Origin of the sequence: Paenibacillus sp. PL91 (genome assembly GCF_012935325.2) — a bacterium.
Classification (GTDB): Bacteria; Bacillota; Bacilli; order Paenibacillales; family Paenibacillaceae; genus Pristimantibacillus.
On record NZ_JABBYG020000007.1, the window covers coordinates 205,679 to 226,480 of the forward strand.

Below are 20,802 nucleotides of genomic sequence, written 5' to 3' on the forward strand. Positions count from 1 at the left end.
ATGCAGTGGATCTTTTTACTATTAGCCGGCTTTCTGGAGGTTGGCTGGACTTTTGGTCTTAAATATTCAGAGGGCTTTACGCAGCTCGTTCCCAGCTTAGTGACGATTGTGCTGCTTGCGGCAAGCTTTATGCTGTTTGCCCGTGCGATGAGAACAATTGAGATCGGCGTTGCCTATGCGATGTTTACAGGGATCGGTACGGTCGGTACGGTCATAGCGGGTATCCTTGTGCTGCATGAACCGGCTGATTTCTGGCGCTTGTTCTTTATAGCTTTATTGGTCGGAGGCATCGTTGGGCTTAAGCTCGTGTCGAAGGAGAAGCCGGCAGTTGCGACAGAGCAAGCGGAAATAGCTTCATCTATTCAGGAGCGGCAAGAAGCGTCAGCGGTAAGAGCTAACAACAAAGATCGTGAAAAGGTGGGAACGTAACATGGCTTGGGTCTTTTTAATTATATCCGGCTTAGGCGAGGTCGGTGGCGTTACCTTTATGAAGCTGTCAGACGGCTTCAAGAAATGGAAGGGAACCGTTGGGGCAATCGGAGCGGGCTTTGTCAGCTTTTTCTTCTTATCTAAAGCGCTGCAAACGATTCCGATCAGTACCGCTTACGGGATATGGACGGGGATCGGTTCGATCGGCAGCGTATTGCTTGGGATGTTCTTTTTTGGCGAATCGCGGGATTGGCGTAAAATGTTGTTCTTATCCATGATTATTTCAGGCGTGATTGGACTTAAGGTCGTAAGCGGCGGCCATTAGAACCGCTTGTACAGGAAGACCGCGATGAGAAGCTGGAAAGCTTTTTATCTCGGTCTTTATTTTTGCGCCTTGTAGTCTTACAATGAAAGAAAATAACAAATGTGGATAGAAAGAGAGTGAGCCGATCATCATGGAGGAGAAACAGCTGGAGACGTTTATTTCACTAACCAAGCAATCGCTGCTCTCGGATCTTACGCTGAACAGCATCGATCCTGTGAATCCGGTTCGTGTGGATGAGGTGCCGCAAGGCTGGGAGCTGCTGGGTGCTGGCAATTACGCTGGCGTATTTACTCATCGAAATTATCCGGATATAGCCGTGAAAGTATATGCGCCAGGACGGGAAGGCTGGGACAGCGAATGCGAGGTCTACCGTTTAATCGGCAATCATCCTGCCTATTCGATGTGTTACCACGCTGGGGAGCATAATGGCCATTACTATTTAATTTTAAAGCGATTAAAAGGAAAGACCTTATATCAATGCATCATCGATGGGGTAGCGATTCCGACCAAGGTTATTGAAGACATCGATCAAGCGCTTGATTACGCACGCTCCCGCGGATTGTTTCCTCATGACGTGCATGGGAAAAATGTAATGGTGAAGGAGGGTCGCGGCATCGTTCTTGATATTTCTGATTTTTTGAAGGAAGAGCCTTGTACGATGTGGGATGATTTAAAAAAAGCTTACAATAAGATCTACATGCCCTTCTTGTCCAAAAAGCCGAGACCCGTCCCTGAATGGGTGCTCAACGGTGTTCGCAAAGGCTATCGCTGGATGCGAAGCTCTTCTGTAGTGGGACGCTCGTCTTAGCTGAATAACCGAAGCAGCGGCTGCTCATCTTGAGCAGCCGCTGCCAGGCAATCTTTTTTGAAAACCCTCGCATCAATGCTCTTCATCGAAAGCGTCAAGCAGCACCTTGGCGAGATCGGCGTCCTTTTTAAGCACATGAATCCGTCTCAAGGAATTGCCTTCAATGGTAATTTTGGATTTCAATCCATTTGCTTTGAAATGGGCCTGCAACCGGTCAATCAGCTCCGATCTAGAACCCCCTTCTGTACGAACGGGTATCCAACGATTCCAAAATAATGCCATTTTGCGTCACCTCCTTAACGTTTTACATAGTAAAACCGACTTAGGAAGCATGTGCTTTCCGGCTTGGATGGTCAAACCGAAGTGAGACTGCACATTCATATTTATTCAGTGAAAGCGTTCAAACATGACAGTGAATCAAAAAATACTTTCATGCGCGATCCAAAATCTGAGGGGGAATAACTGTCTTGGCCATGCCGCATGCTAAGAAAGTAACTTGGCGACCTGACTATTGACAAACTTAACTGTAACTGATAAAATTACAGTACAAAGCAGGGAGGCCCTTAAACAGTGAACAGCGAATTTACGATTGCCGTACACAGTCTCGTTTACTTGGCTTATTTACCGGAGAAAATGGCTAGCAGCGATATGATTGCCGACAATGTCGGCACGCACTCTGCTCGCGTTCGTAAGGTAATGAGTGGTTTGCGCCGCAGTGGATATGTGGATACGCGTGAAGGATCGGGAGGCGGCTACAGGCTGACCATTGATCCGAATGTGGTCACATTGGCCGACATCTATCGAGTGATGGCACAAGGCTCGCTTATTCCGAGCTGGTGCTCGGGCAATCCAGAGATGGATTGTGTCGTTGGATCGAATATGAATCAAGTGATGTTCGGTATTTTTTGCACAGCGGAGAAGCAGCTCGAGAGCCATTTTAGCGCGATAACGATTCAAGATGTATTGAAGCAAATTCACGCATGCGGTTAGCAAATAATGATTCAATAAGCGGTGAGACGGGTATTCCCTTTATCATACACATTGTTTGGAGAGGATGATTGAAATGGCAGTAGCATTGACGAAAGAAAACTTTAACGAAAGCATTCAAAACGGCGTTTCCCTTGTTGATTTCTGGGCACCTTGGTGCGGACCTTGCAAAATGCAGCTTCCAATCGTTGAGGAGCTTTCCACTGAGCTTGAAGGTCAAGCTGTAATCGCAAAAATCAACGTTGACGAGCAGCCTGAATTGGCTTCGCAATTCGGCGTAATGAGTATCCCGACATTGATTTTGTTCAAAGACGGCCAACCCGTTGACAAAATGGTCGGCGTTCAAAGCAAAGATGCTTTGAAAGCAAAAATCTCCGGTCAGATGTAAGCAACCTTTTGAAACAAATAAACGTCTAAGTATCGTCTGGTTATCAGTCCTTGGCTGGTTTCTGGGCGATATTTTTTTTCGAAAATTGTTCCATCTATCAATCAGAAAATACTAATAATATCCATGAAAGCGATGAGAATATCGCGTAAAATGACCATTTTTTACACATTTTCACAATCGTTTCTGTTGCTTTCTAATAGAGGTATCTAGTAGAATTGGTATAATTGTGCGCATCGGCGTGTCAAAACTATGATTTATGGAGTGGTGATGTAGTGAACGCAGTCATTACGAAAAAGGACAGTACGGTTACCGGAGAGTCCCTGCGGCAAGGATTGACGTCTTCTAAAATTTTGATCATTATTCCGGCTTATAACGAAGAGCACAGCATAAGCCATGTGATTCATGATGTGAAGACCTATTGCCCATCTGCTCATATACTGGTCATCAATGATGGCTCAAAGGATCGTACGCGCGAGGTTGCAGAAGCGAACGGTGCAGCTGTTATCACCCTTCCGACTAATCTAGGAATCGGCGGCGCTATGCAGACCGGATATCGTTACGCTCATCGCTATGGCTATGATGTTGCCGTTCAAGTGGATGGAGATGGGCAGCATAAAGCGGAGCAGCTTCATCTTATTTTAGAGCCCGTGCTTAGCGGAAAAGCGGATTTGGCGATTGGCTCGCGTTTCATTGAACAAACGGGCTTCCTGTCTTCGGCGACGCGGAGAGTCGGAATCAAAATTTTATCTACGATCGTCAGCGCTATGACACACAAGCGTGTCCTGGATGTGACCTCAGGATTCCGTGCTGCCAATAAGCGGGCGATTTCGGTATTTCAAAGCGATTATGCAACAGATTATCCAGAGGTGGATTCAATCGTGCTTATACACCGCAGCGGCTTGCGTACGAGCGAGGTTGCTGTAGTCATGGAGGCGCGCACGGGCGGAACATCGTCCATCAATGCGATGCGTTCGGTGTACTATATGGTTAAAGTAACGCTGTCGCTGTTCATTCGCAGCTTGAAAGCAACAAAGCCGGTTGAGATTCAATCGTAGAGGAAACATAATGTTTACGGGAGAGGTTACGCTTCGCAAACTAAGGTTCATGCTTACGAAGTGAGTTTGCTTCGCAAACTTTAAGGAGGATACACCATGCAAGCCTTGTGGATTATCACAAGTGTCGTTTTTTTGTTTGTACTTATTATGCTGATTAACCGCCGATTACTGCGCGAGCAGTATTCCATGCTATGGCTGTTGTTTGGCGTAGTGATGCTGATTTTGTCCGTACGTGTCCAAATTATTGATACGCTTGCACATGCCATTGGCATTAATTACGCGCCAGCTTTGTTGTTTCTCGTCGGTATCTTATTTTGCATCGCATTGATTCTTCATCTTACAGTCATCGTTTCCAAATTATCGGAGAAGGTTATTCGCCTGACGCAAGAGCTTGGTATTTTGCATCACGAATTACACGAACGCAAAAGGTCGGATTCCTAATGGCATATATTGTATTGTTTTTTAATATTTTGCTTCTTGTTTCAGGTCAATTATTGTGGAAAACAGGTATGAACAAGATGGACACGGCCAAGGGCGATACGTGGGTATCGTTGCTGTGGTCGCCGCATATTTGGTCGGGGCTCGTATTATATGGCATTGCTACGGTTTTGTGGCTGTATGTTCTTAAAAAGCTGCCGCTTAGCTTAGCGTATCCGCTGCAAAGCTTGGCATATGTAATAGCGTTGGTAGCGGCTGTATTTATATTTCATGAATCGGTTCCGGTGCAGCGCTGGATTGGGGCTGCTATTATTTTGGCGGGTGTCATTGTACTCGCTTGGAAATAGGCGGTTTTAGGATTGAGGGGGATTAACGAACGTGGTGGAATGGGTTAGAAAAAACAAGGCATGGACGATAGCGATCGTCCTCATTTTTCTGCTTGCGTCTTGGCTAAGAGCTGACTTTCTTACTTCGGTTAAGCATACCGTATCGCATGATACAAAATATTATGATGAAATGGTTCATCGGCTTCTCGATAAAGGCATATATGCCTATAAGGAAGAGGTTTCTAATGCCCGGGTAACTCCAGGATATCCGTTCTTTATGGCCGGTATGTACATCATTGCTGATCAAATTGGCGTAGAGCCGTTCCCGCTTATTCGATGGGTGCAGGTGCTCATCAGCTTAGCGACCTTAATTCTGATTTATATGATTGCGATACTGGCTACAAGAAATAAGTGGGTTGCCATTATTTCGCTGTTTATCGCGGCGATCTATCATCCTTTTATTTGGGCGAACGGTGCTGTTCTTACGGAAACACTCGCGTTATTTTTTCTGATGGCATACTTGGCGATGCAGCTTTATGCCTTCCGTACGCAGCGAAAACGCGATGCTGCGCTCGCTGGTATACTGCTCGGGATTACTGTGCTTGTCAGAGCAGAGTTTCTGCCTCTATTTGTTCCGTTATATGGTGTGTTTTTGCTCCAGCAGTGGTTCAAGCCCAAATCGGAACAGCAGAATGCGAAAGCCTCCAAGCTGGCCATTTTCAAAAAGGTCGCATTGCTGGGCATTATTACTGGCCTTTGCCTTTCGGCGACGATGCTCCCCTGGTGGATTCGCAATGTGGCAACATTGAATGAATTTGTTATGACCGCATCTCAGACTAATCCATTCAAAGCCGGTACATATCCGAACAAAGATTATACCGACAAAATTGTTGTCCAAAACGGAATGTCGCAGAACGAATATGCTTGGGCACGCATTAAAGCGGGTTTCACGCAGCAAACTTGGAAGTATGTAAAATGGTACACAGTAGGCAAACTCAAACATACGTATACGCATATGTTTTTTGGTTCCGGACATACGCCGATTTATAATGCCTATCCAAATATTGCTTATATGCACCTGTTCATCGTATACAGCACGATTATTCCGCTGCTTGCGCTAGTATGGAGATGGAGGCATCCGGCTGCCATGCTTGCGGTTGTAATCATCATCATGTCGATGATCAGACTCGTTTTCGTGCCGGAGTACCGTTACAACTTTACCGTTATGCCTTTATTTATTATTTTGTCATCTTGGCTTGGTGTATATATTCTGCAGAAGATTGGGTCCTATTTTTCTCGAAGAAAAACTGGCTAACACTTCTTACTTAAATGATAAAGAAAGACTGCTCTAAGGCCGTAAGCCGAGGACAGTCTTTTTTCGTTTATTGTGCAACTTCCCCTTTGTATGGCGCGTCTAAAATTTATGAATAAATTGGAAAGCTCGGGAGGGTGAAGCTGTGAAGAGAAAGAATCAGAAGAGGCTTGCCGTTATGCTGTCGACGGCGATGCTGATGAGCGTAATGCCTGCTGCGGCTTTTGCTGAAAGCGTTAACAATTCTGCTGGGACGAATGCGGCAGCGCAAGCAACGGCTGCGTCGGAGGGAGAAAAGATGGGGGAAGCAATTGAAGCTCCAGTGAATGTCGCGATAACGAAGGAGAAGGCGGAGGCTCTGGCTAGGCAGTATGTGAGCATACCGAAGGAGTACGTGCTCCAAGGAGCTAATCTTTCTATGGATATGCTGTCAAGCGGAAAGCGCAATTCGTGGGGACTCGACTTCGTGAAGAAAGCAAACGGCAAGCATTTGGGCAGCATATACGTACGTATTCATGCGGATAAAGGACAGCTGCTCGAATTCAGCTCGTACACCGATAATCCATCTGCCAAGCCGACATACCCGCTTAAGGTTGAACGTGAGGCTGCACAGCAAACCGCGCTCCAATTCATTGATAAAATAGCTGCTGATTACAAGGCTCAGATTCGTTACAATCCGGATTACGGCGTACAGCTGCTGCCGCCATTATCGGGTGAAGTACTCCACACGCTCCGATATGACCGTGTCGTTCATGACATTCCGTATGTCGATAACTTTATTGAACTGGATGTAGATAGCGAAGGGCATATTCGGAGGTATTCTTTGCAGTGGGACGATACGGCTACCTTTCCAAAAATCGATACGAAGCTTACGTTAGAAGAAGCGAATGCGAAGCTTCGCGCAGCGGCTGCTCCTCGGCTTGCTTATATTTTGCCCCGTAATATGAAGGGAGTAAGAAAGCCAGTGCTGAGCTACGAGCTTCAGGCCATTTCCATTGATGCGGCTACGGGGGAGCCAAAGGAGCAGCGGACGGATTCATACGTTCGAGCAGGTACCGTTTCTGATGCGCCAGTGACGGAGAAGCCGTTAAGCGAGGCGCCTAAGGCGGCAGCGGTTACGGAGAAGCAGGCAGCGGACGCAGTCAAGGCGGCTTTCAAGCTGCCCGCTGGCGCCGAGCTGAGCGGCTCAAACTACAGTGAAAACAACAACGAGAGCACCGGTAAGCTAGAGGCGTATTGGTATTTAAATTGGTCAGTTAAGAAAGATGGCAAGGAGCTTGGCTCTGCTTCTGCAACGGTTGACGGACGCAGTGGAGTTGTCCGTAATTTTTACACGTATACGTACAATGAGCAAAGCCAGTCAGGAAACTTGGGCATAACGCTTGAGCAAGCGACGACACTTGCAGTAGATGCGGTTAAAAAGCATTTGCCTTGGCTGACACATGAGCTCTATTTGGTAAAACCCGACCCTAAGCAGTATGAGGGGATCAATGGTGAGAACCGCCAATATTATTTTGACTTTGTTCACAAAATTCATGGCGCTGCGGTCGAATATGACCGTATTAACGTATCCATCGATTCACGCACGGGAGAGATCGTCAATTACGGTGCTGAGCTATCTGATTTTGAGTTTCCCACTGTCGCTCCAGCTTTGATCAAGAGCGAGCAGGCTGTAGAGCAATGGTTGACTTATTATCGCACGCAGCTGACGTATCGCCTGATTCAGCAGTTTTCATGGAACGGGCAGCCGATCCCAATTGAGAAATACAAGGTGATGCTTGCGGCGGGTGAAATAACGGGCAGCGAGGTGGAGACGACTACCGAAGCTGAGCTTGTCTACAGGCTTGTGCCTAGGCTGATAGATGAGTCCGTATTTCTTGATGCCGAGTCGGGCGGCTGGCGCAACCGTGAAACAGGAGAAGCGACGCAGCTAGAGAAACCGAAGGCACAGGACACCCAGGGGCATTTTGCGCAGCGCCAGCTTGAGCTGATGGTGGCATACAAGGCGCTTGATGTGAAGAACGGCCAGGTACGACCGAATGAGCTGGTTACGCGCGGCGAGCTTATCAAGATGCTGGTACTGGCTAGAAACGGCGGGCGTTCACTCGAATTTTTATCATCTGCCGATCGTTCTTCAGCCAAAGCGTCATTTAATGATGTTGCCTTTGACTCCAACTATTTCGTTTACGTAGAATCCGCCTTGGAGCAAAACCTAATCGATGTAGGCGACGGGTCCTTCAATCCAAACGGCAAAGTATCACGTGACGAAATGGCAGAGCTGATCGTGCGTGCACTTGGCTACAATGCGCTTGCGAATTACGATCAAATTTTCAAAGCGACATTTAAGGATGTTGCGCAGATTGAGAATAAAGGTCAGGCGGCGATCGTCGTGGGTCTTAAAATCATGAGCCTTTCAGACGGCAAGTTTTTGCCAAAGAAGCAGGTGACGCGCGGCGAGGCGTCCGTAGCTTTCTTCCGCTATTTGCAATCGCGCGCTGAGCTGCAGGAAGCACCTCTTCGAATGTAGCGATATGATGTAGAAATAAAAAGGCTTGAATACAGCCAGCGATGAGCCGGCGGTAATCAGGCCTTTTGGTACGTGATGATGAACAATTGGAACAATTGCTAATCCGTTTTCTTATTTTTGGTAGTGAAATTAGACGTGGACTTCGTATCTTCAATCGTATCGTTGACGAATGCCATGTCCTGATTTTTTGCCTTCATATGCGTCGTTCCTTTGTAATTGCCTTTGTGCGATTGATTTTCCATAAGCTCACCTCCTTTAAATGTCTTTATTCACAACGTACTTCGTACGCGTGAGTTTACATTTGCGGATACTTAGCTTGTGTATTGAAACGCTCCTTTATTCGGCATATAGCCTCATGAAAGTGGCTGCCGGGAGCCGTTGGCACTTTCAATGTAGGGTACGCTGGGGTATAATAGCTGGAGTTGTTTACTTTCGGGAAAATAGGGGTGTCTTATCGCATGGCATTGAAAGCTGGAATCGTGGGCTTGCCGAACGTCGGCAAATCGACATTATTTAACGCAATTACACAAGCAGGGGCAGAATCTGCCAACTATCCTTTTTGTACAATAGATCCTAATGTTGGCGTTGTTGAGGTACCGGATGAGCGTTTGGACAAGCTGGTTGAACTTGTCGTTCCGAAGAGCATCGTGCCAACGGCATTCGAATTTGTTGATATCGCAGGCTTAGTAGCTGGCGCGAGCAAGGGCGAAGGTCTTGGCAATAAGTTTTTGGCGCATATCCGCGAGGTTGATGCGATCGTTCACGTCGTTCGCTGCTTCCAAGATGACAATATTACGCATGTAGCAGGAAAAGTAGATCCGATCAGCGATATCCAAACGATTAATTTGGAGCTGATTTTGGCGGATATTGATTCCGTTGACAAGAAGATCGAACGCTCCCGCAAAAACTTAAAAGGCGGCGACAAGAAGGTTGCCCAAGAAATCGAAGTGCTTGAGCGCATCAAGGAAGCGTTGTATAACGATATGCCTGCGCGCAGCTTAGAGCTAAGCGATGACGAGAAGTTGCTTGTTCGCGATTTGCATTTGCTGACGATGAAGACCGTATTGTACGCGGCGAATGTGAGCGAGGATGAGGTTTCAAACTCGGACGGCAATGAGTACGTTCAGCGGGTTCGTGAATTCGCGGCTGCGGAAGGCGCGGAAGTGGTGCCGATCAGCGCGAAAGTTGAAGCAGAAATTGCTGAGCTTGAGGGCGAAGACAAGGAAATGTTCCTTGAGGAGCTGGGCATGTCGGAATCAGGCCTTAACCGTTTGATCAGCGCAGCTTATAAATTGCTTGGACTGTACACGTATTTTACAGCAGGCGTGCAAGAGGTTCGCGCATGGACGATTCGCAAAGGGACGAAGGCGCCGCAAGCGGCTGGCGTAATTCATACCGATTTCGAGCGTGGCTTCATTCGTGCCGAGGTCGTATCCTTTACGGATCTTGCAGCGGCTGGATCGATGGGTGCGGCTCGCGAGAAGGGGCAAGTTCGCCTTGAGGGCAAGGAATATGTCGTGCGTGACGGCGACGTTATCCACTTCCGTTTTAACGTGTAAATAAATTGGGAATAATATGGCCCTGTGAGTGCTGGACTGCGCTTGCGGGGCTTTATTTTGAATTTGGGCGCAGTTTACTGGTTGTATATCCAAACCAGCAGTCGATACAATGCCATTGATATGGTATAATGAACATTATCCTAATGGAATAAACAGAGGTGAATGATCGTGTTTGACCGTTTACAAGCACTCGCAGACCGGTATGAGAAGCTGAGTGAGCTATTGTGTGATCCAGATGTATCCAGTGATCCCAAGCGGCTTAGAGAGCTTTCCAAGGAGCAGTCGGATTTACAAGAGGCTTATGATGCCTTTACGGAATATAAACAAGTTACCGAGCAGCTAGACGATGCCAAGCTGATGCAGGCAGAGAAGCTCGATGACGAAATGCGTGAAATGGTAAAGATGGAAATTGACGAATTGAGCAAGCGCCAAGCTGAGCTTGATGAGAAAATTCGCATCGTACTATTGCCTAAGGACCCGAATGACGACAAGAACGTTATCGTCGAAATTCGCGGCGCTGCGGGCGGCGACGAGGCAGCTTTGTTCGCATATGAGCTTTATCGTATGTATACGAAGTTTGCGGATACGCAAGGCTGGAGAGTGGAGCTGATGGATTTCAGCGAGAACGATCTGGGCGGCTTCAAAGAGGTTATCTTCATGATTACGGGCAAGGGCGCGTACAGCAAGCTGAAGTTCGAGAGCGGCGCGCATCGCGTGCAGCGTATTCCGGTAACGGAATCTGGCGGACGCATTCATACGTCGACTTCAACGGTAGCCGTTATGCCGGAGGTTGAAGATGTAGAGGTTGAAATTCTCGACAAGGATATTCGCGTCGACACATTTTGCTCTAGCGGAGCAGGCGGCCAATCGGTTAATACGACAAAATCCGCGGTACGTGTATTGCATGTTCCGACAGGAATCATGGCCACTTGCCAAGATGGCAAATCGCAGAATGAGAACAAAGCGAAGGCACTTGCCGTGCTTCGTGCACGCATCTCCGATGTTCGTCGCCAAGAGGAAGAAGCAAAATATGCCGGCGAGCGGAAGAGCAAGGTTGGAACGGGAGATCGTAGCGAACGTATTCGCACGTACAATTTCCCGCAAAGCCGTGTAACGGATCACCGCATTGGACTTACGCTTCATAAGCTGGATTCCGTGATGAACGGTGATTTGACGGAAGTAATTTCGTCGCTCACGATTGCGGAGCAAGCGGATCTGATGGAACGCGAAATGGCTTAAACCATAATGCGCTGGGTTGCCGGATGCTTACGATAAGCATCCAGCGGCCCGGCGTTTTATTAGGTTTTGGGCAGCTCGCGGAACTGCAGTAGGAATGTGGAGGGAGTGATCGGCATGAATGTAGGTCAGTGGTTTACGCTGCCGCTATCGATTCGTGAGGCAAGCATGAAAGCCGCCTCTTTGTTGAAGGAGGAGGCGGTCGAGGAGCCGCGCAATAATGCGGAGCTGCTGCTCATGCATTTGCTCAATATCGACCGGGCAGCGCTGCTTCGCGACGGAGGGGATCCTTTCCCATCGGAGAAGCTGGCCGATTGGGAGCAGCTCGTGCGCCGGAAGGCGCTGGGTGAGCCGGTCCAATATATGATCGGCGAGCAGTGGTTTTATGGCCGGCCGTTTGCCGTATCGCCGGCCGTGCTTATTCCTCGGCCGGAGACGGAGCTGCTCGTTGAGGCCGTGCTGGAAGCGACCGATCTGATCTGGCCGCAGGCAGCGGGTGCGGGCGTAAGCGCAGGCGGAGAGCTTGCGCCGACGATCGTTGACGTCGGCACAGGCAGCGGCGCCATCGCCGTCACGCTAGCTGCGCAGCGTCCCGCGTGGCGCGTGAGCGCGTCCGACCTGTCGCCGGACGCGCTGGCAGTCGCCCGCACGAACGCGGCCCGCCATGAAGCGGCGGACCGAATGGCGTTCGTGCAGGGCGACCTGCTCATGCCCTTCATATATGGGCATGAGCAGAGTGTGCACGATCGGCTTCGCATCGATGTGCTGGTCTCTAATCCGCCGTACATTCCTGCGGCGGATATGCCAGGCCTGCAGCGCGAGGTGCGCGACTATGAGCCGCATCTCGCGCTGGAAGGAGGGGCGGACGGCTTGGATCCGTACCGCCGCATGCTGGAACAGCTTCCGCTGCTCGTTCAGATGCCTCGCATCGTCGCCTTCGAGCTCGGCATGGGCCAGCCTCGCATCGTCGCAGACATGATGCGCAGCATGGGCGCATGGGATGATATCCGCATCATCAATGACTATGCGGGAATCGAACGCCATGTTATTGCGGTTCAATCGCAGCCGCGTTAAGAGAATAAAGATATTTCTTACTCCATACGCCGCCTATTTAGGCGAAAATGAAATAGGATGCCGCCAAATTGCTTATTCGGCAGCATCCTATTTTTTGTTTGTGGTTTGTCGCTTAAGTCTCTGAAACGTTTGGGATGAGCTCCATTGCAGAAAGTGCAACAGAAACCTGACATGAAGCCACGAATGACGAGCTACATTGCAGAAGTGCAACAGAAACAGCTAATATGGTGGAAACTGAGAGCAAAATGGGTGATTCTGTTGTACAAACGTAGCAAAGAAGCAAAGTTAGAATAGGCATTTCTGGTGTATTGCAGCAAAAGAGCCCAATACGATCAGAACTTTCTGAGACCCAAACTATTATCTACTCAGTAACCCATCATCACTTACTCCTGCTCGCTACCCACTTACTTCGGCCGACTCTGCTCACTGTCGCGCTTACTCACTCGCTCCGTAATTCTTGCCGACTAGCGCCCATTCACTCACTCAGAAAACTCATGCCAACCAACACCCACTCACTTACTCCGTAAAATCACTAACCCCAATTCATTCACTCCGGCATCATATTCGTACTAATCGCAATGCGGTTCCATGCATTTATCGTAATAATGGCCATAATGATTTCGGCTACCTGCGTGCTATCGAAATGGCGAGCGACCTCATCGTACACCGAATCAGGCACATGCTCCTTTGTAATAACGGTGACAGCTTCCGTCAAGGCGAGCACAGCACGCTCTGCTTCCGTAAAGTATGGTGTATCGCGCCAAGCGCTCAAGGCATATATCCGCTTCTCCGTTTCTCCCAGCTCTCTTGCGTCCTTGGTATGCATATTGATACAGTATGCGCAGCCGTTTATTTGCGAAGCGCGAATTTTGATCAATTCTTTCAGCTGTTTATCGATGCTGGTCGTGCCTAAAAATTTTTCCAAACCGATCATTGCTTGGTAAGCCCCTGGCGTTTCTTTCATGATTACGGTTCTCTTTGTCATGTTATTCATTCTCCTCTATCATCCGATTTGTCAGCCCATTTTGAGCTAAATGCGATTCTTCATCATCTAAGACAAAGGAGCGACACCGGTTGTGACAGAAGATCCGAAAAGTTTTTTCAATTCGCTTAATCGAGCCGGACATGCTTCAGTTTGTCAGGGTTCAGCATGATATATATTCGCTCAACTCGCTGCTCGGTCTCATCCAGCCGAAAGCTGATGACACTTCTAGGCATGCCGTCTTTTTTAATAATGATGCCAAATTGTCCGTTAACGATAGCAAACTGATGGCCATCGCCCAGAAAGGTTCTTGGAATGACGCCCTGCAAAAAGGCCGTGACGCGAGCTCTGCTGACAATAGCGAATATAGCGGCACGAACTTTTCCTCCGCCATCGGAAACGAGTACAGCCTCTTCCGTCAAAAGCGAAATGAGCTTGTCAAAGTTTCCGGACGCCGCAGCCTCCATGAAGGTAACGGCGAGCGGCGCGGCTTTGTCCGAGTTTACCGGAAGCGATTCCCGTTCCCTATGGAGCTTTTCTTTGGCTCGGCTATAGATTTTCCGGCAGTTGGCTTCCGATTTTTGCAGGCAAGCTGCGATTTCCTCGTAATCGTACTGAAGCGATTCCCGAAGTATAAACACGGCTCGCTCGACAGCGGAGAGCTGCTCGAGCATGACCAAGAGCGCATAGGAGACCGACTCATGGAGGTCATACAGCTCCGCCGGGTCTTGCTTGACGGAAACGACATCGGGCTCTGGGAGCCATTCCCCGGTATACACCTCTCTGCGTTTGCGTGCGGATTGATTGAGGTTCAAACTGCGATTCGTAACCATTCGAATTAAATAGGCTTTTTCATTGTTTATTTCGCTAGCATCCAATCGGCTGTAATCTGCAAATACGTCTTGGACCAGATCCTCAGCCTCGCTGTAGGAGCCGAGCATGCGATAGGCGATGGAGTGGAGCAGGGGGCGATAGGTGGCATAGGTCGTTTCGAAATTCATGGGCAACCGTCCTTATCTTGTGAAAAATAGAGGATCTACAAGCTGGCTGAAACGTTTTGTATTATTACTGACATTTATTATAACGTGCCAATCATCTGTTACGTAAAGCTTTCGATCCCTTTCTTCGTTTCTTTTTACTCCTACTCTCAGCATAGAAAATAAAAAAGATAGATTGCTAGGTTTATATACTAGGGCAGGCGGACATAATGACGGATAGATACGTTCCGGAACGCAAGCAGACGCACTGACGGGTGCGACGAGAGGAGCTTGTGTTGTATGTCCAGCCATTATTCCAATCATTCCTATTCTAATATTTCGAAGTCCGCTCATTCTAATTCGGTTCGTTCAAATAAATTTGCTTACCGCAAATCATATGGTTTTATTGTTTTTGCTATTATTATTTTAATTATGAGCTGGGAAGCCCAGAAGATGGACGCTGCGCTTGCAAACGGCCAAATCCCGCAGGAAGCGATTCGTTTGCGTATATTAGCCAATTCCGATAATCCCGCTGACCAAGTCGTTAAGCGTCTTGTGCGGGATGAGATCGTTAAAGCGATGAACGGCTGGGTTACAGGTCCTCAGACGATTGAGGAAGCACGTCGGACGATTATCGCCAATATGCCTGAAATCGAACGGATTACTGAAAAAGTACTGAAGAGTCGCGGCTTTGTCTACGGCTCCTCCGCAGAGCTTGGGTTGGTGCCTTTTCCGACTAAAATGTATGGGAATCAAGTATATCCCGCTGGCGATTATGAAGCGCTCCGCATTACGCTTGGCGAAGGCGATGGCCAAAATTGGTGGTGCGTGCTGTTCCCGCCGCTTTGCTTCATTGACGCTGCGACTGGCGAGGCTTCGGCAGCGCCTGCCGAGGGAACGGTACAGACTGCGGCTGTGAAAGCAGATGCAGCTCCTGAGAAAGCAGCAGCATTGCAAGCAGCGCCTGCAAATGCGCCTGCCGATGCCCCTTCTGAAGGCGAAGCGCCGGAAGCGAAGTTTTTTCTCTGGGAAATGATCAAATCGTTTATCGATTGGATTAAATCATTGTTTGCATAAGAAGCGGCAGTTCCTTCTAGGTTTGTGAAGAAGGGACTGTCGTTTCTGCTCGTTTCGGGGAGCTTATGCTATAATAGCGGATGAATGGACAATTTAATTTTAGTGGCAAGGATTGAAGGATAGAGATGACGACAACAAATATATGGCGCGTGAAGAAAGCTGATGACGATCAGCTCCGCGAGAAGCTTGCGGAGGCTGCTGGTCAGCTGAAGGAAGGCGGATTAATTGCTTTTCCGACGGAGACTGTGTATGGGCTAGGCGCGGATGCACGAAACACAGCGGCTGTTGAGCGGATATTTACCGCAAAGGGACGTCCCTCGGACAATCCCCTTATTGTCCATATCGCTTACCGCGAGCAATTGGATGAGCTGGTGCTGCCTTATCCGCCGCTGGCCGCAGCGCTTATGGATCGTTTTTGGCCGGGACCGCTTACGATTGTGCTTCCCGTTCGTGCCGGTGTGCTCTCTCCGCTTGTGACGGCAGGCTTGTCAACTGTGGGCATTCGGATGCCGGATCATCGAACGGCGCTTGCGCTGCTAGCGGAAGCGGGCTGTCCGATTGCGGCACCGAGCGCGAACCGATCGGGAAGACCGAGTCCCACGCTTGCCGAGCATGTGCTGGACGATTTGGATGGACGTATTGATGGCGTTGTGGATGACGGACCGACAGGTGTCGGCTTAGAATCGACGGTCATTGAGCTGGTTGGCGAGCATAGCATTCGTATTTTGCGTCCAGGTGGAGTAACGCTTGAGGAGCTGCAGCAAGCTGCGCCGGCAACGACAATTGATAACGGCTCGGCAGAGGAGCCTGAGATGGCCCCACGTTCCCCTGGCATGAAGTATACGCATTATGCGCCGCAAGGAGAACTCGAGCTCGTACAGGGCGATTCTGAGGCTGTTGTGGCGTATATTCGAGAACAAGCAGGAGCTGCGAGGGAACGCGGCGAGATAACGGGCGTGCTTGCCTTTGAAGAACGGCTTATGCGTTATGAGGCGGACTCCGTATTATCTCTAGGCAGCGAGACGGAGCTGGATGCAGCAGCTCATCTGCTGTACGCAGCCTTGCGTGATTTTGACGTTGCTGGCGCGCAGCGCATATGGGCGGAGGGCTGCAGCGGAGATGGCATTGGCGCAGCTCTGATGAACCGTCTGGCTAAAGCTGCAGGCAATCGAATCATTTGCGTATAGGCAGGTATAGAAAGCGGTTATAAAGTCAATTTGGCACATCGAAAATTTAGCTGGCAACAGCAATAGTATGTTTGTCCTCATGTCCGCATATGTTTGGTATAGAATACGGGCGGACATGGGGGAGATAGACTGTGGTCGAAGCACATTTGCATGCCGGACAGCTGTTGACGCTGCTTATAATCGCGTTGGCGCTTGGTTTAGACGCTTTTTCACTCGGACTTGGCATTGGGCTGAAAGGTATTCGGCTGCTGGATATACTAAAGCTCGGCCTTGTGATCGCGTTGTTTCATGTTATAATGCCGCTTGCAGGCATATTTACCGGTCAGTATGTAGGCAGCTTGCTCGGGGATGTCGCAACGACTGCAGCCGGTGTTTTGCTGGTGCTGCTCGGGGGGCATATGATCTATAGCTCGCTGCGCGGAGACGCGGTGCAATCTTTTGACCATCGATCATTATGGGGCTTGACGGTGCTGTCGCTTAGCGTCAGTATCGATTCCTTCTCCGTAGGCATAACGCTTGGCATGTTTGCGGCTAATTTGTGGACGACCATTCTGCTTATCGGTTTTTTTGGTGGGCTGATGTCGGTGCTGGGCTTAATGCTCGGACGCAAGGTAAGCGGTAATTTTGGTGAATATGGTGAAGCCATTGGCGGAGGGATTTTATTCGTCTTTGGTATCTTATTTATTTTTTGATGGACAGACATTTCGAATCGGGTAGAAAGGGAGTTGGCAGTGTGAAGCGTATTTTATTTGTTTGTACCGGCAATACATGCCGCTCGCCGATGGCGGAGGCTATGCTGCGCCGGATGGCTGCTCTGAGAAACATTACAGTTGCTGTACGTTCAGCGGGCATATCTACAATTGACGGATTGCCGGTCTCTGCGCATGCGGTAGAGACGCTTAGACAACGCGACATTGATCATAAAAGCACATCTCTTGCGCTGACGAGCGAGGCGGTTGAATGGGCGGACATTATATTGACGATGACGGCTAATCACAAGCGGGGTCTGCTGCAATGGCATCCGGAAGCGGTCGACAAAACATTTACCTTAAAAGAATACGCCAATCAGGATGCTCGCGTGCTCGCCGATATCGAGGAGCTGGAGCGGCTCTATTCGGAGCTCCACATGAAGCAAGCGCTTGGCCAGCAATTGACCTCGGCAGAGAGAAGCCGGCTGTTGGAGCTGGAGCGCCGTATTCCAAGTTTCGACATCGTTGATCCATTCGGAGGCTCGCTGTCGGTTTACAGCACCAGCGCGATTGAAATTGAGGATGCGCTCGTGAAGCTGCTGGACAAGCTTTCTAAGAGATAATTCCACAAATGCCACCAATGTTATAGATTGATTTTTCACGAATGTTCAGCTATTATAAAAAGACAATATACGGTTTCCGATGTAACTGGCGACGGAAGTGGGTTAAACCACGGTGGAGCATCGGAATATACGGCCGGTCGCCTGGGCAAAGAGCAGCATGCTGATTAGCATGTCTTGCTCTTTTTTCGTCTTTTTTTGCAAAAATAGGTATACTAGCACTGTGATGTATCATTTCGAAGGAGGTCTTTTGCGTTGAAAATTGCTATTGGTGCCGATCATGCGGGCTACCGTTTGAAGGACGAGGTTGTCCCTTTTCTTCAATCGCTCGGTCATGAAATTGAAGATGTAGGTTGCAGCTGCGACCAATCGGTTGATTATCCGGACTATGCATTGCCCGTATGCGACCTTGTTACGAGCGGCAAAGCAGAGCGGGGTATTTTGATTTGCGGAACAGGAATTGGCATGTCGATTGCTGCAAATAAAGTGCGAGGCATCCGCTGCGCGCTAGTAAATGATATGTTTTCTGCAAAAGCTACACGCGAGCATAACGACACTAATGTATTGGCGCTTGGGGAACGCGTTATCGGTCCTGGAGTAGCCTTGGAAATTATTCGTATTTGGCTTGAAACGCCGTTCTCAAACGGAGAGCGTCATGTAGGCCGGGTAAATAAAGTGATGCAAATCGAAGAGCAACATATCAGCCAGTCCTAATTGGGGGGCATCGCAATGAGTGAAAATATCCATGTACAGCCGGGAGTCATTGCTGCGCAGGTAGAGACGATTGTGAGAGAGCTGGTGTCCGCAGGCGGGCTCGTTATGAGTCAGCTGCTCGTCATTGGTGTAAGTACAAGTGAGGTGCTCGGCCACCGCATCGGTACAGCGGGGACAATGGATACGGCTGAGCAGATTTATGCAGGCGTGGAGGCTGTTCGCAGCGAGGTCGGCTTTATCCCGGTATATCAATGCTGCGAGCATTTGAATCGCGCGCTCGTTATCGAGCGGGCTGCCGCAGAGCGTTATGGCCTCGACATCGTAGGCGCGGTTCCGGTTCCAAAAGCGGGCGGGTCGATGGCGGCATACGCCTATCGTCAGCTGGAATCGGCATGCTTGGTGGAGACTGTGCAGGCGCATGCCGGCATCGATATCGGCGATACGTTCATCGGCATGCATTTGAAGCGAGTCGCGGTTCCGGTTCGTCCAACGATTCGCAGTATTGGCGAGGCTCACGTGACGATGGCCGTGACGAGACCGAAGCTCATTGGCGGTTCCCGCGCGGTATACGAGCTGGAAACGAATATAACGGCGGAGCAATCAGCTGGAACATGCGAGTAGATTACAGTATCGAGCCATAATGAGTTGATTTTATAACCCTTTTTAAAATACAGGCTGTCTAACTTGAGGAGGAAAATTGAAATGGAAAATTTACGCAAGCAAGATCCAGAGGTTCTAAAAGCGCTAGGCCTTGAGCTAGATCGCCAACGCGATAATATCGAGCTAATCGCATCCGAGAATATCGTTAGCGAAGCGGTACTGGAAGCAATGGGAAGCGTGCTGACGAACAAATATGCAGAAGGCTACCCAAGCAAGCGTTTCTACGGTGGTTGTGAGCATGTGGATATCGTGGAGGACATCGCTCGTAATCGTGCGAAAGAATTGTTCGGTGCTGAGCACGCGAACGTTCAGCCTCACTCCGGCGCACAAGCGAACATGGCTGTTTACCTTGCAGCTTTGCAGCCTGGCGATACGGTTCTTGGTATGAACCTGGCGCATGGCGGTCACTTGACGCACGGCAGCCCGGTTAATGCATCCGGCTTGCTCTACAATTTCGTGGCGTACGGCGTGCAAGAGGACTCCTTCACAATCGATTACGAAGAAGTTCGCAAGCTTGCATTCAAACACCGTCCTCGCTTGATCGTAGCTGGCGCAAGTGCTTACCCGCGTACCATCGATTTCGAGAAGCTAGGCAAAATCGCGACTGATGTAGGCGCATTGTTTATGGTTGATATGGCGCACATTGCTGGTTTGGTAGCAGCAGGCTTGCACCCGAGCCCGGTACCTCACGCGCATTTCGTAACGACAACGACTCACAAAACACTTCGCGGACCACGCGGCGGTATGATCCTTTGTCGCCAGCCTTGGGCAGCGGCAATCGATAAAGCGGTATTCCCAGGCTCGCAAGGCGGCCCGTTGATGCATATTATTGCAGCTAAAGCAGTTGCTTTCGGCGAAGCTCTAAAACCGGAATTTAAGCAGTACGCAACACAGGTCGTTAAAAATGCAAAGGTTCTTTCCGAAGAGCTTGTGGCAAAAGGCTTTAACATCGTATCCGGCGGTACGGACAACCACTTGATGCTGCTCGACACGCGCAACCTGAACATTACGGGTAAAGTAGCTGAGCATGTGTTGGATGAGGTAGGCATCACGGTAAACAAAAACGCAATTCCATTCGACCCAACCAGCCCATTCGTTACATCCGGCATTCGTATCGGTACGCCTGCAGCGACTGCTCGCGGCATGGACGAGAAAGCGATGAAGGTGATTGCTGAGGTTATCGCGCTTGTGCTTAACAGCCCGCAGGATCAAGAAGTGCTTGTGAAAGCTCGCGGAATGGTTCGTGACCTTACTGCGCAATACCCGCTTTACCCAGAAATGAAATACTAATTGAGATACTGAACCTTACAGAATATATTAATAAACACCGCCTCGGGTTACTAACCGAAGGCGGTTTTTTTAATTTAGCTGCACAAACATGCGGTTATGGCTTCAACGAGGCATTGAAATTTTCATTATTATTGTCTATTCA

At 49.3% G+C, this 20,802-nt stretch carries 24 protein-coding genes and 1 riboswitch; of the genes, 20 read left to right on the forward strand and 4 right to left on the reverse strand.

Annotated features, from left to right (window positions below; genetic code table 11):
* The 3 genes from HI950_RS17890 to HI950_RS17900 all read left to right on the forward strand — a co-directional run bounded on the left by HI950_RS17890 (window position 1) and on the right by HI950_RS17900 (window position 1,562).
* Window positions 1-429, forward strand: a complete 429-nt coding sequence (locus tag HI950_RS17890) for a DMT family transporter (protein ID WP_169084443.1) — start codon at window positions 1-3, stop codon at window positions 427-429.
* A 1-nt stretch (window position 430) separates the two neighbouring features.
* Entirely contained in the window at window positions 431-754 is a 324-nt protein-coding gene (locus HI950_RS17895; protein ID WP_169084445.1) for a DMT family transporter, read from the forward strand.
* A gap of 130 nt (window positions 755-884) precedes the next feature.
* Complete coding sequence (locus HI950_RS17900) at window positions 885-1,562, forward strand: serine/threonine-protein kinase (protein ID WP_187768121.1); 678 nt, start codon at window positions 885-887, stop codon at window positions 1,560-1,562.
* A gap of 72 nt (window positions 1,563-1,634) precedes the next feature.
* Here HI950_RS17900 and HI950_RS17905 read toward each other — a convergent pair whose 3' ends face one another.
* Complete coding sequence (locus HI950_RS17905) at window positions 1,635-1,844, reverse strand: hypothetical protein (protein ID WP_053373729.1); 210 nt, start codon at window positions 1,842-1,844, stop codon at window positions 1,635-1,637.
* Between the two features lie 288 nt (window positions 1,845-2,132).
* On the opposite strand from HI950_RS17905, the gene HI950_RS17910 reads away from it, so the two are divergent.
* From HI950_RS17910 to HI950_RS36745, 7 genes are all read left to right on the forward strand, one after another.
* Window positions 2,133-2,552, forward strand: coding sequence for an RrF2 family transcriptional regulator (locus HI950_RS17910; protein WP_169084447.1), 420 nt, complete (start codon window positions 2,133-2,135; stop codon window positions 2,550-2,552).
* 73 nt (window positions 2,553-2,625) lie between these two features.
* On the forward strand, window positions 2,626-2,937 hold the full coding sequence (trxA, locus tag HI950_RS17915) for a thioredoxin (RefSeq protein WP_053373731.1): 312 nt from the start codon (window positions 2,626-2,628) through the stop codon (window positions 2,935-2,937).
* Window positions 2,938-3,209: 272 nt separating this feature from the next.
* On the forward strand, window positions 3,210-3,992 hold the full coding sequence (locus tag HI950_RS17920; protein ID WP_317618398.1) for a glycosyltransferase family 2 protein: 783 nt from the start codon (window positions 3,210-3,212) through the stop codon (window positions 3,990-3,992).
* A 96-nt stretch (window positions 3,993-4,088) separates the two neighbouring features.
* Window positions 4,089-4,433 carry a DUF2304 domain-containing protein gene (locus tag HI950_RS17925; protein WP_169084450.1) on the forward strand — a complete coding sequence of 115 codons (345 nt, stop codon included), beginning with the start codon at window positions 4,089-4,091 and terminating at the stop codon, window positions 4,431-4,433.
* Window positions 4,433-4,777, forward strand: coding sequence for an EamA family transporter (locus tag HI950_RS17930; protein ID WP_169084452.1), 345 nt, complete (start codon window positions 4,433-4,435; stop codon window positions 4,775-4,777). Before HI950_RS17925 ends, HI950_RS17930 begins: the two co-directional genes overlap by 1 nt.
* Window positions 4,778-4,808: 31 nt before the next feature.
* On the forward strand, window positions 4,809-6,071 hold the full coding sequence (locus tag HI950_RS17935; protein WP_169084454.1) for a phospholipid carrier-dependent glycosyltransferase: 1,263 nt from the start codon (window positions 4,809-4,811) through the stop codon (window positions 6,069-6,071).
* 142 nt (window positions 6,072-6,213) lie between these two features.
* A complete protein-coding gene (locus tag HI950_RS36745; RefSeq protein WP_169084456.1) occupies window positions 6,214-8,595 on the forward strand; it encodes an S-layer homology domain-containing protein in 2,382 nt (793 codons plus the stop codon).
* Window positions 8,596-8,693: 98 nt separating this feature from the next.
* On the opposite strand, the gene HI950_RS17945 is transcribed toward HI950_RS36745, so the two are convergent.
* Window positions 8,694-8,837: a hypothetical protein gene (locus tag HI950_RS17945; protein WP_169084458.1), complete on the reverse strand. Its 144-nt coding sequence runs from the start codon at window positions 8,835-8,837 to the stop codon at window positions 8,694-8,696.
* Window positions 8,838-9,053: 216 nt separating this feature from the next.
* On the opposite strand from HI950_RS17945, the gene ychF reads away from it, so the two are divergent.
* The 3 genes from ychF (at window position 9,054) to prmC (ending at window position 12,464) form a co-directional block, all read left to right on the forward strand.
* Window positions 9,054-10,154, forward strand: coding sequence for a redox-regulated ATPase YchF (gene ychF, locus HI950_RS17950; RefSeq protein WP_169084460.1), 1,101 nt, complete (start codon window positions 9,054-9,056; stop codon window positions 10,152-10,154).
* A 168-nt stretch (window positions 10,155-10,322) separates the two neighbouring features.
* On the forward strand, window positions 10,323-11,393 hold the full coding sequence (gene prfA, locus HI950_RS17955; RefSeq protein WP_169084462.1) for a peptide chain release factor 1: 1,071 nt from the start codon (window positions 10,323-10,325) through the stop codon (window positions 11,391-11,393).
* Between the two features lie 114 nt (window positions 11,394-11,507).
* Window positions 11,508-12,464, forward strand: coding sequence for a peptide chain release factor N(5)-glutamine methyltransferase (prmC, locus tag HI950_RS17960; RefSeq protein ID WP_169084464.1), 957 nt, complete (start codon window positions 11,508-11,510; stop codon window positions 12,462-12,464).
* Window positions 12,465-13,011: 547 nt separating this feature from the next.
* Here the strand turns inward: prmC and HI950_RS17965 are convergent.
* Together HI950_RS17965 and HI950_RS17970 are read right to left on the reverse strand one after the other, a co-directional pair.
* The gene (locus tag HI950_RS17965) at window positions 13,012-13,449 is read right to left on the reverse strand and encodes a carboxymuconolactone decarboxylase family protein (protein WP_169084466.1); all 438 of its coding nucleotides are present in this window, start codon (window positions 13,447-13,449) and stop codon (window positions 13,012-13,014) included.
* Between the two features lie 125 nt (window positions 13,450-13,574).
* Entirely contained in the window at window positions 13,575-14,447 is an 873-nt protein-coding gene (locus HI950_RS17970) for an RNA polymerase sigma-70 factor (protein WP_169084468.1), read from the reverse strand.
* A 276-nt stretch (window positions 14,448-14,723) separates the two neighbouring features.
* Here HI950_RS17970 and spoIIR point away from each other — a divergent pair, with 276 nt between their 5' ends.
* The 7 genes from spoIIR (at window position 14,724) to HI950_RS18005 (ending at window position 20,660) form a co-directional block, all read left to right on the forward strand.
* Window positions 14,724-15,500 (forward strand): stage II sporulation protein R, encoded by a 777-nt coding sequence (gene spoIIR, locus HI950_RS17975; RefSeq protein WP_169084470.1) that lies wholly within the window; start codon window positions 14,724-14,726, stop codon window positions 15,498-15,500.
* 125 nt (window positions 15,501-15,625) lie between these two features.
* Window positions 15,626-16,687 carry an L-threonylcarbamoyladenylate synthase gene (locus HI950_RS17980; protein WP_169084472.1) on the forward strand — a complete coding sequence of 354 codons (1,062 nt, stop codon included), beginning with the start codon at window positions 15,626-15,628 and terminating at the stop codon, window positions 16,685-16,687.
* 131 nt (window positions 16,688-16,818) lie between these two features.
* On the forward strand, window positions 16,819-17,379 hold the full coding sequence (locus tag HI950_RS17985) for a manganese efflux pump MntP (RefSeq protein ID WP_169084474.1): 561 nt from the start codon (window positions 16,819-16,821) through the stop codon (window positions 17,377-17,379).
* 41 nt (window positions 17,380-17,420) lie between these two features.
* Window positions 17,421-17,999 (forward strand): low molecular weight protein arginine phosphatase, encoded by a 579-nt coding sequence (locus HI950_RS17990; protein ID WP_169084476.1) that lies wholly within the window; start codon window positions 17,421-17,423, stop codon window positions 17,997-17,999.
* 71 nt (window positions 18,000-18,070) lie between these two features.
* Window positions 18,071-18,153: riboswitch (ZMP/ZTP riboswitch) on the forward strand.
* A 98-nt stretch (window positions 18,154-18,251) separates the two neighbouring features.
* Window positions 18,252-18,710 (forward strand): ribose 5-phosphate isomerase B, encoded by a 459-nt coding sequence (rpiB, locus tag HI950_RS17995; protein ID WP_169084477.1) that lies wholly within the window; start codon window positions 18,252-18,254, stop codon window positions 18,708-18,710.
* 15 nt (window positions 18,711-18,725) lie between these two features.
* Window positions 18,726-19,331, forward strand: coding sequence for a TIGR01440 family protein (locus tag HI950_RS18000; RefSeq protein ID WP_169084478.1), 606 nt, complete (start codon window positions 18,726-18,728; stop codon window positions 19,329-19,331).
* Window positions 19,332-19,412: 81 nt separating this feature from the next.
* Window positions 19,413-20,660 carry a serine hydroxymethyltransferase gene (locus HI950_RS18005; RefSeq protein ID WP_169084479.1) on the forward strand — a complete coding sequence of 416 codons (1,248 nt, stop codon included), beginning with the start codon at window positions 19,413-19,415 and terminating at the stop codon, window positions 20,658-20,660.
* Window positions 20,661-20,802: the final 142 nt, after the last annotated feature.

Excerpts from the sequence above, each read along its gene's own strand:
- HI950_RS17890 (WP_169084443.1), top strand. The coding sequence starts at position 1 with ATGCAGTGGATCTTTTTACTATTAGCCGGCTTTCTGGAGGTTGGCTGG.
- HI950_RS17895 (WP_169084445.1), top strand. The coding sequence starts at position 431 with ATGGCTTGGGTCTTTTTAATTATATCCGGCTTAGGCGAGGTCGGTGGC.
- HI950_RS17900 (WP_187768121.1), top strand. The coding sequence starts at position 885 with ATGGAGGAGAAACAGCTGGAGACGTTTATTTCACTAACCAAGCAATCG.
- HI950_RS17905 (WP_053373729.1), bottom strand. The coding sequence starts at position 1,844 with ATGGCATTATTTTGGAATCGTTGGATACCCGTTCGTACAGAAGGGGGT.
- trxA (WP_053373731.1), top strand. The coding sequence starts at position 2,626 with ATGGCAGTAGCATTGACGAAAGAAAACTTTAACGAAAGCATTCAAAAC.
- HI950_RS17925 (WP_169084450.1), top strand. The coding sequence starts at position 4,089 with ATGCAAGCCTTGTGGATTATCACAAGTGTCGTTTTTTTGTTTGTACTT.
- HI950_RS17930 (WP_169084452.1), top strand. The coding sequence starts at position 4,433 with ATGGCATATATTGTATTGTTTTTTAATATTTTGCTTCTTGTTTCAGGT.
- HI950_RS17945 (WP_169084458.1), bottom strand. The coding sequence starts at position 8,837 with ATGGAAAATCAATCGCACAAAGGCAATTACAAAGGAACGACGCATATG.
- ychF (WP_169084460.1), top strand. The coding sequence starts at position 9,054 with ATGGCATTGAAAGCTGGAATCGTGGGCTTGCCGAACGTCGGCAAATCG.
- prmC (WP_169084464.1), top strand. The coding sequence starts at position 11,508 with ATGAATGTAGGTCAGTGGTTTACGCTGCCGCTATCGATTCGTGAGGCA.
- HI950_RS17965 (WP_169084466.1), bottom strand. The coding sequence starts at position 13,449 with ATGACAAAGAGAACCGTAATCATGAAAGAAACGCCAGGGGCTTACCAA.
- HI950_RS17970 (WP_169084468.1), bottom strand. The coding sequence starts at position 14,447 with ATGAATTTCGAAACGACCTATGCCACCTATCGCCCCCTGCTCCACTCC.
- spoIIR (WP_169084470.1), top strand. The coding sequence starts at position 14,724 with ATGTCCAGCCATTATTCCAATCATTCCTATTCTAATATTTCGAAGTCC.
- HI950_RS17980 (WP_169084472.1), top strand. The coding sequence starts at position 15,626 with ATGACGACAACAAATATATGGCGCGTGAAGAAAGCTGATGACGATCAG.
- HI950_RS18000 (WP_169084478.1), top strand. The coding sequence starts at position 18,726 with ATGAGTGAAAATATCCATGTACAGCCGGGAGTCATTGCTGCGCAGGTA.
- HI950_RS18005 (WP_169084479.1), top strand. The coding sequence starts at position 19,413 with ATGGAAAATTTACGCAAGCAAGATCCAGAGGTTCTAAAAGCGCTAGGC.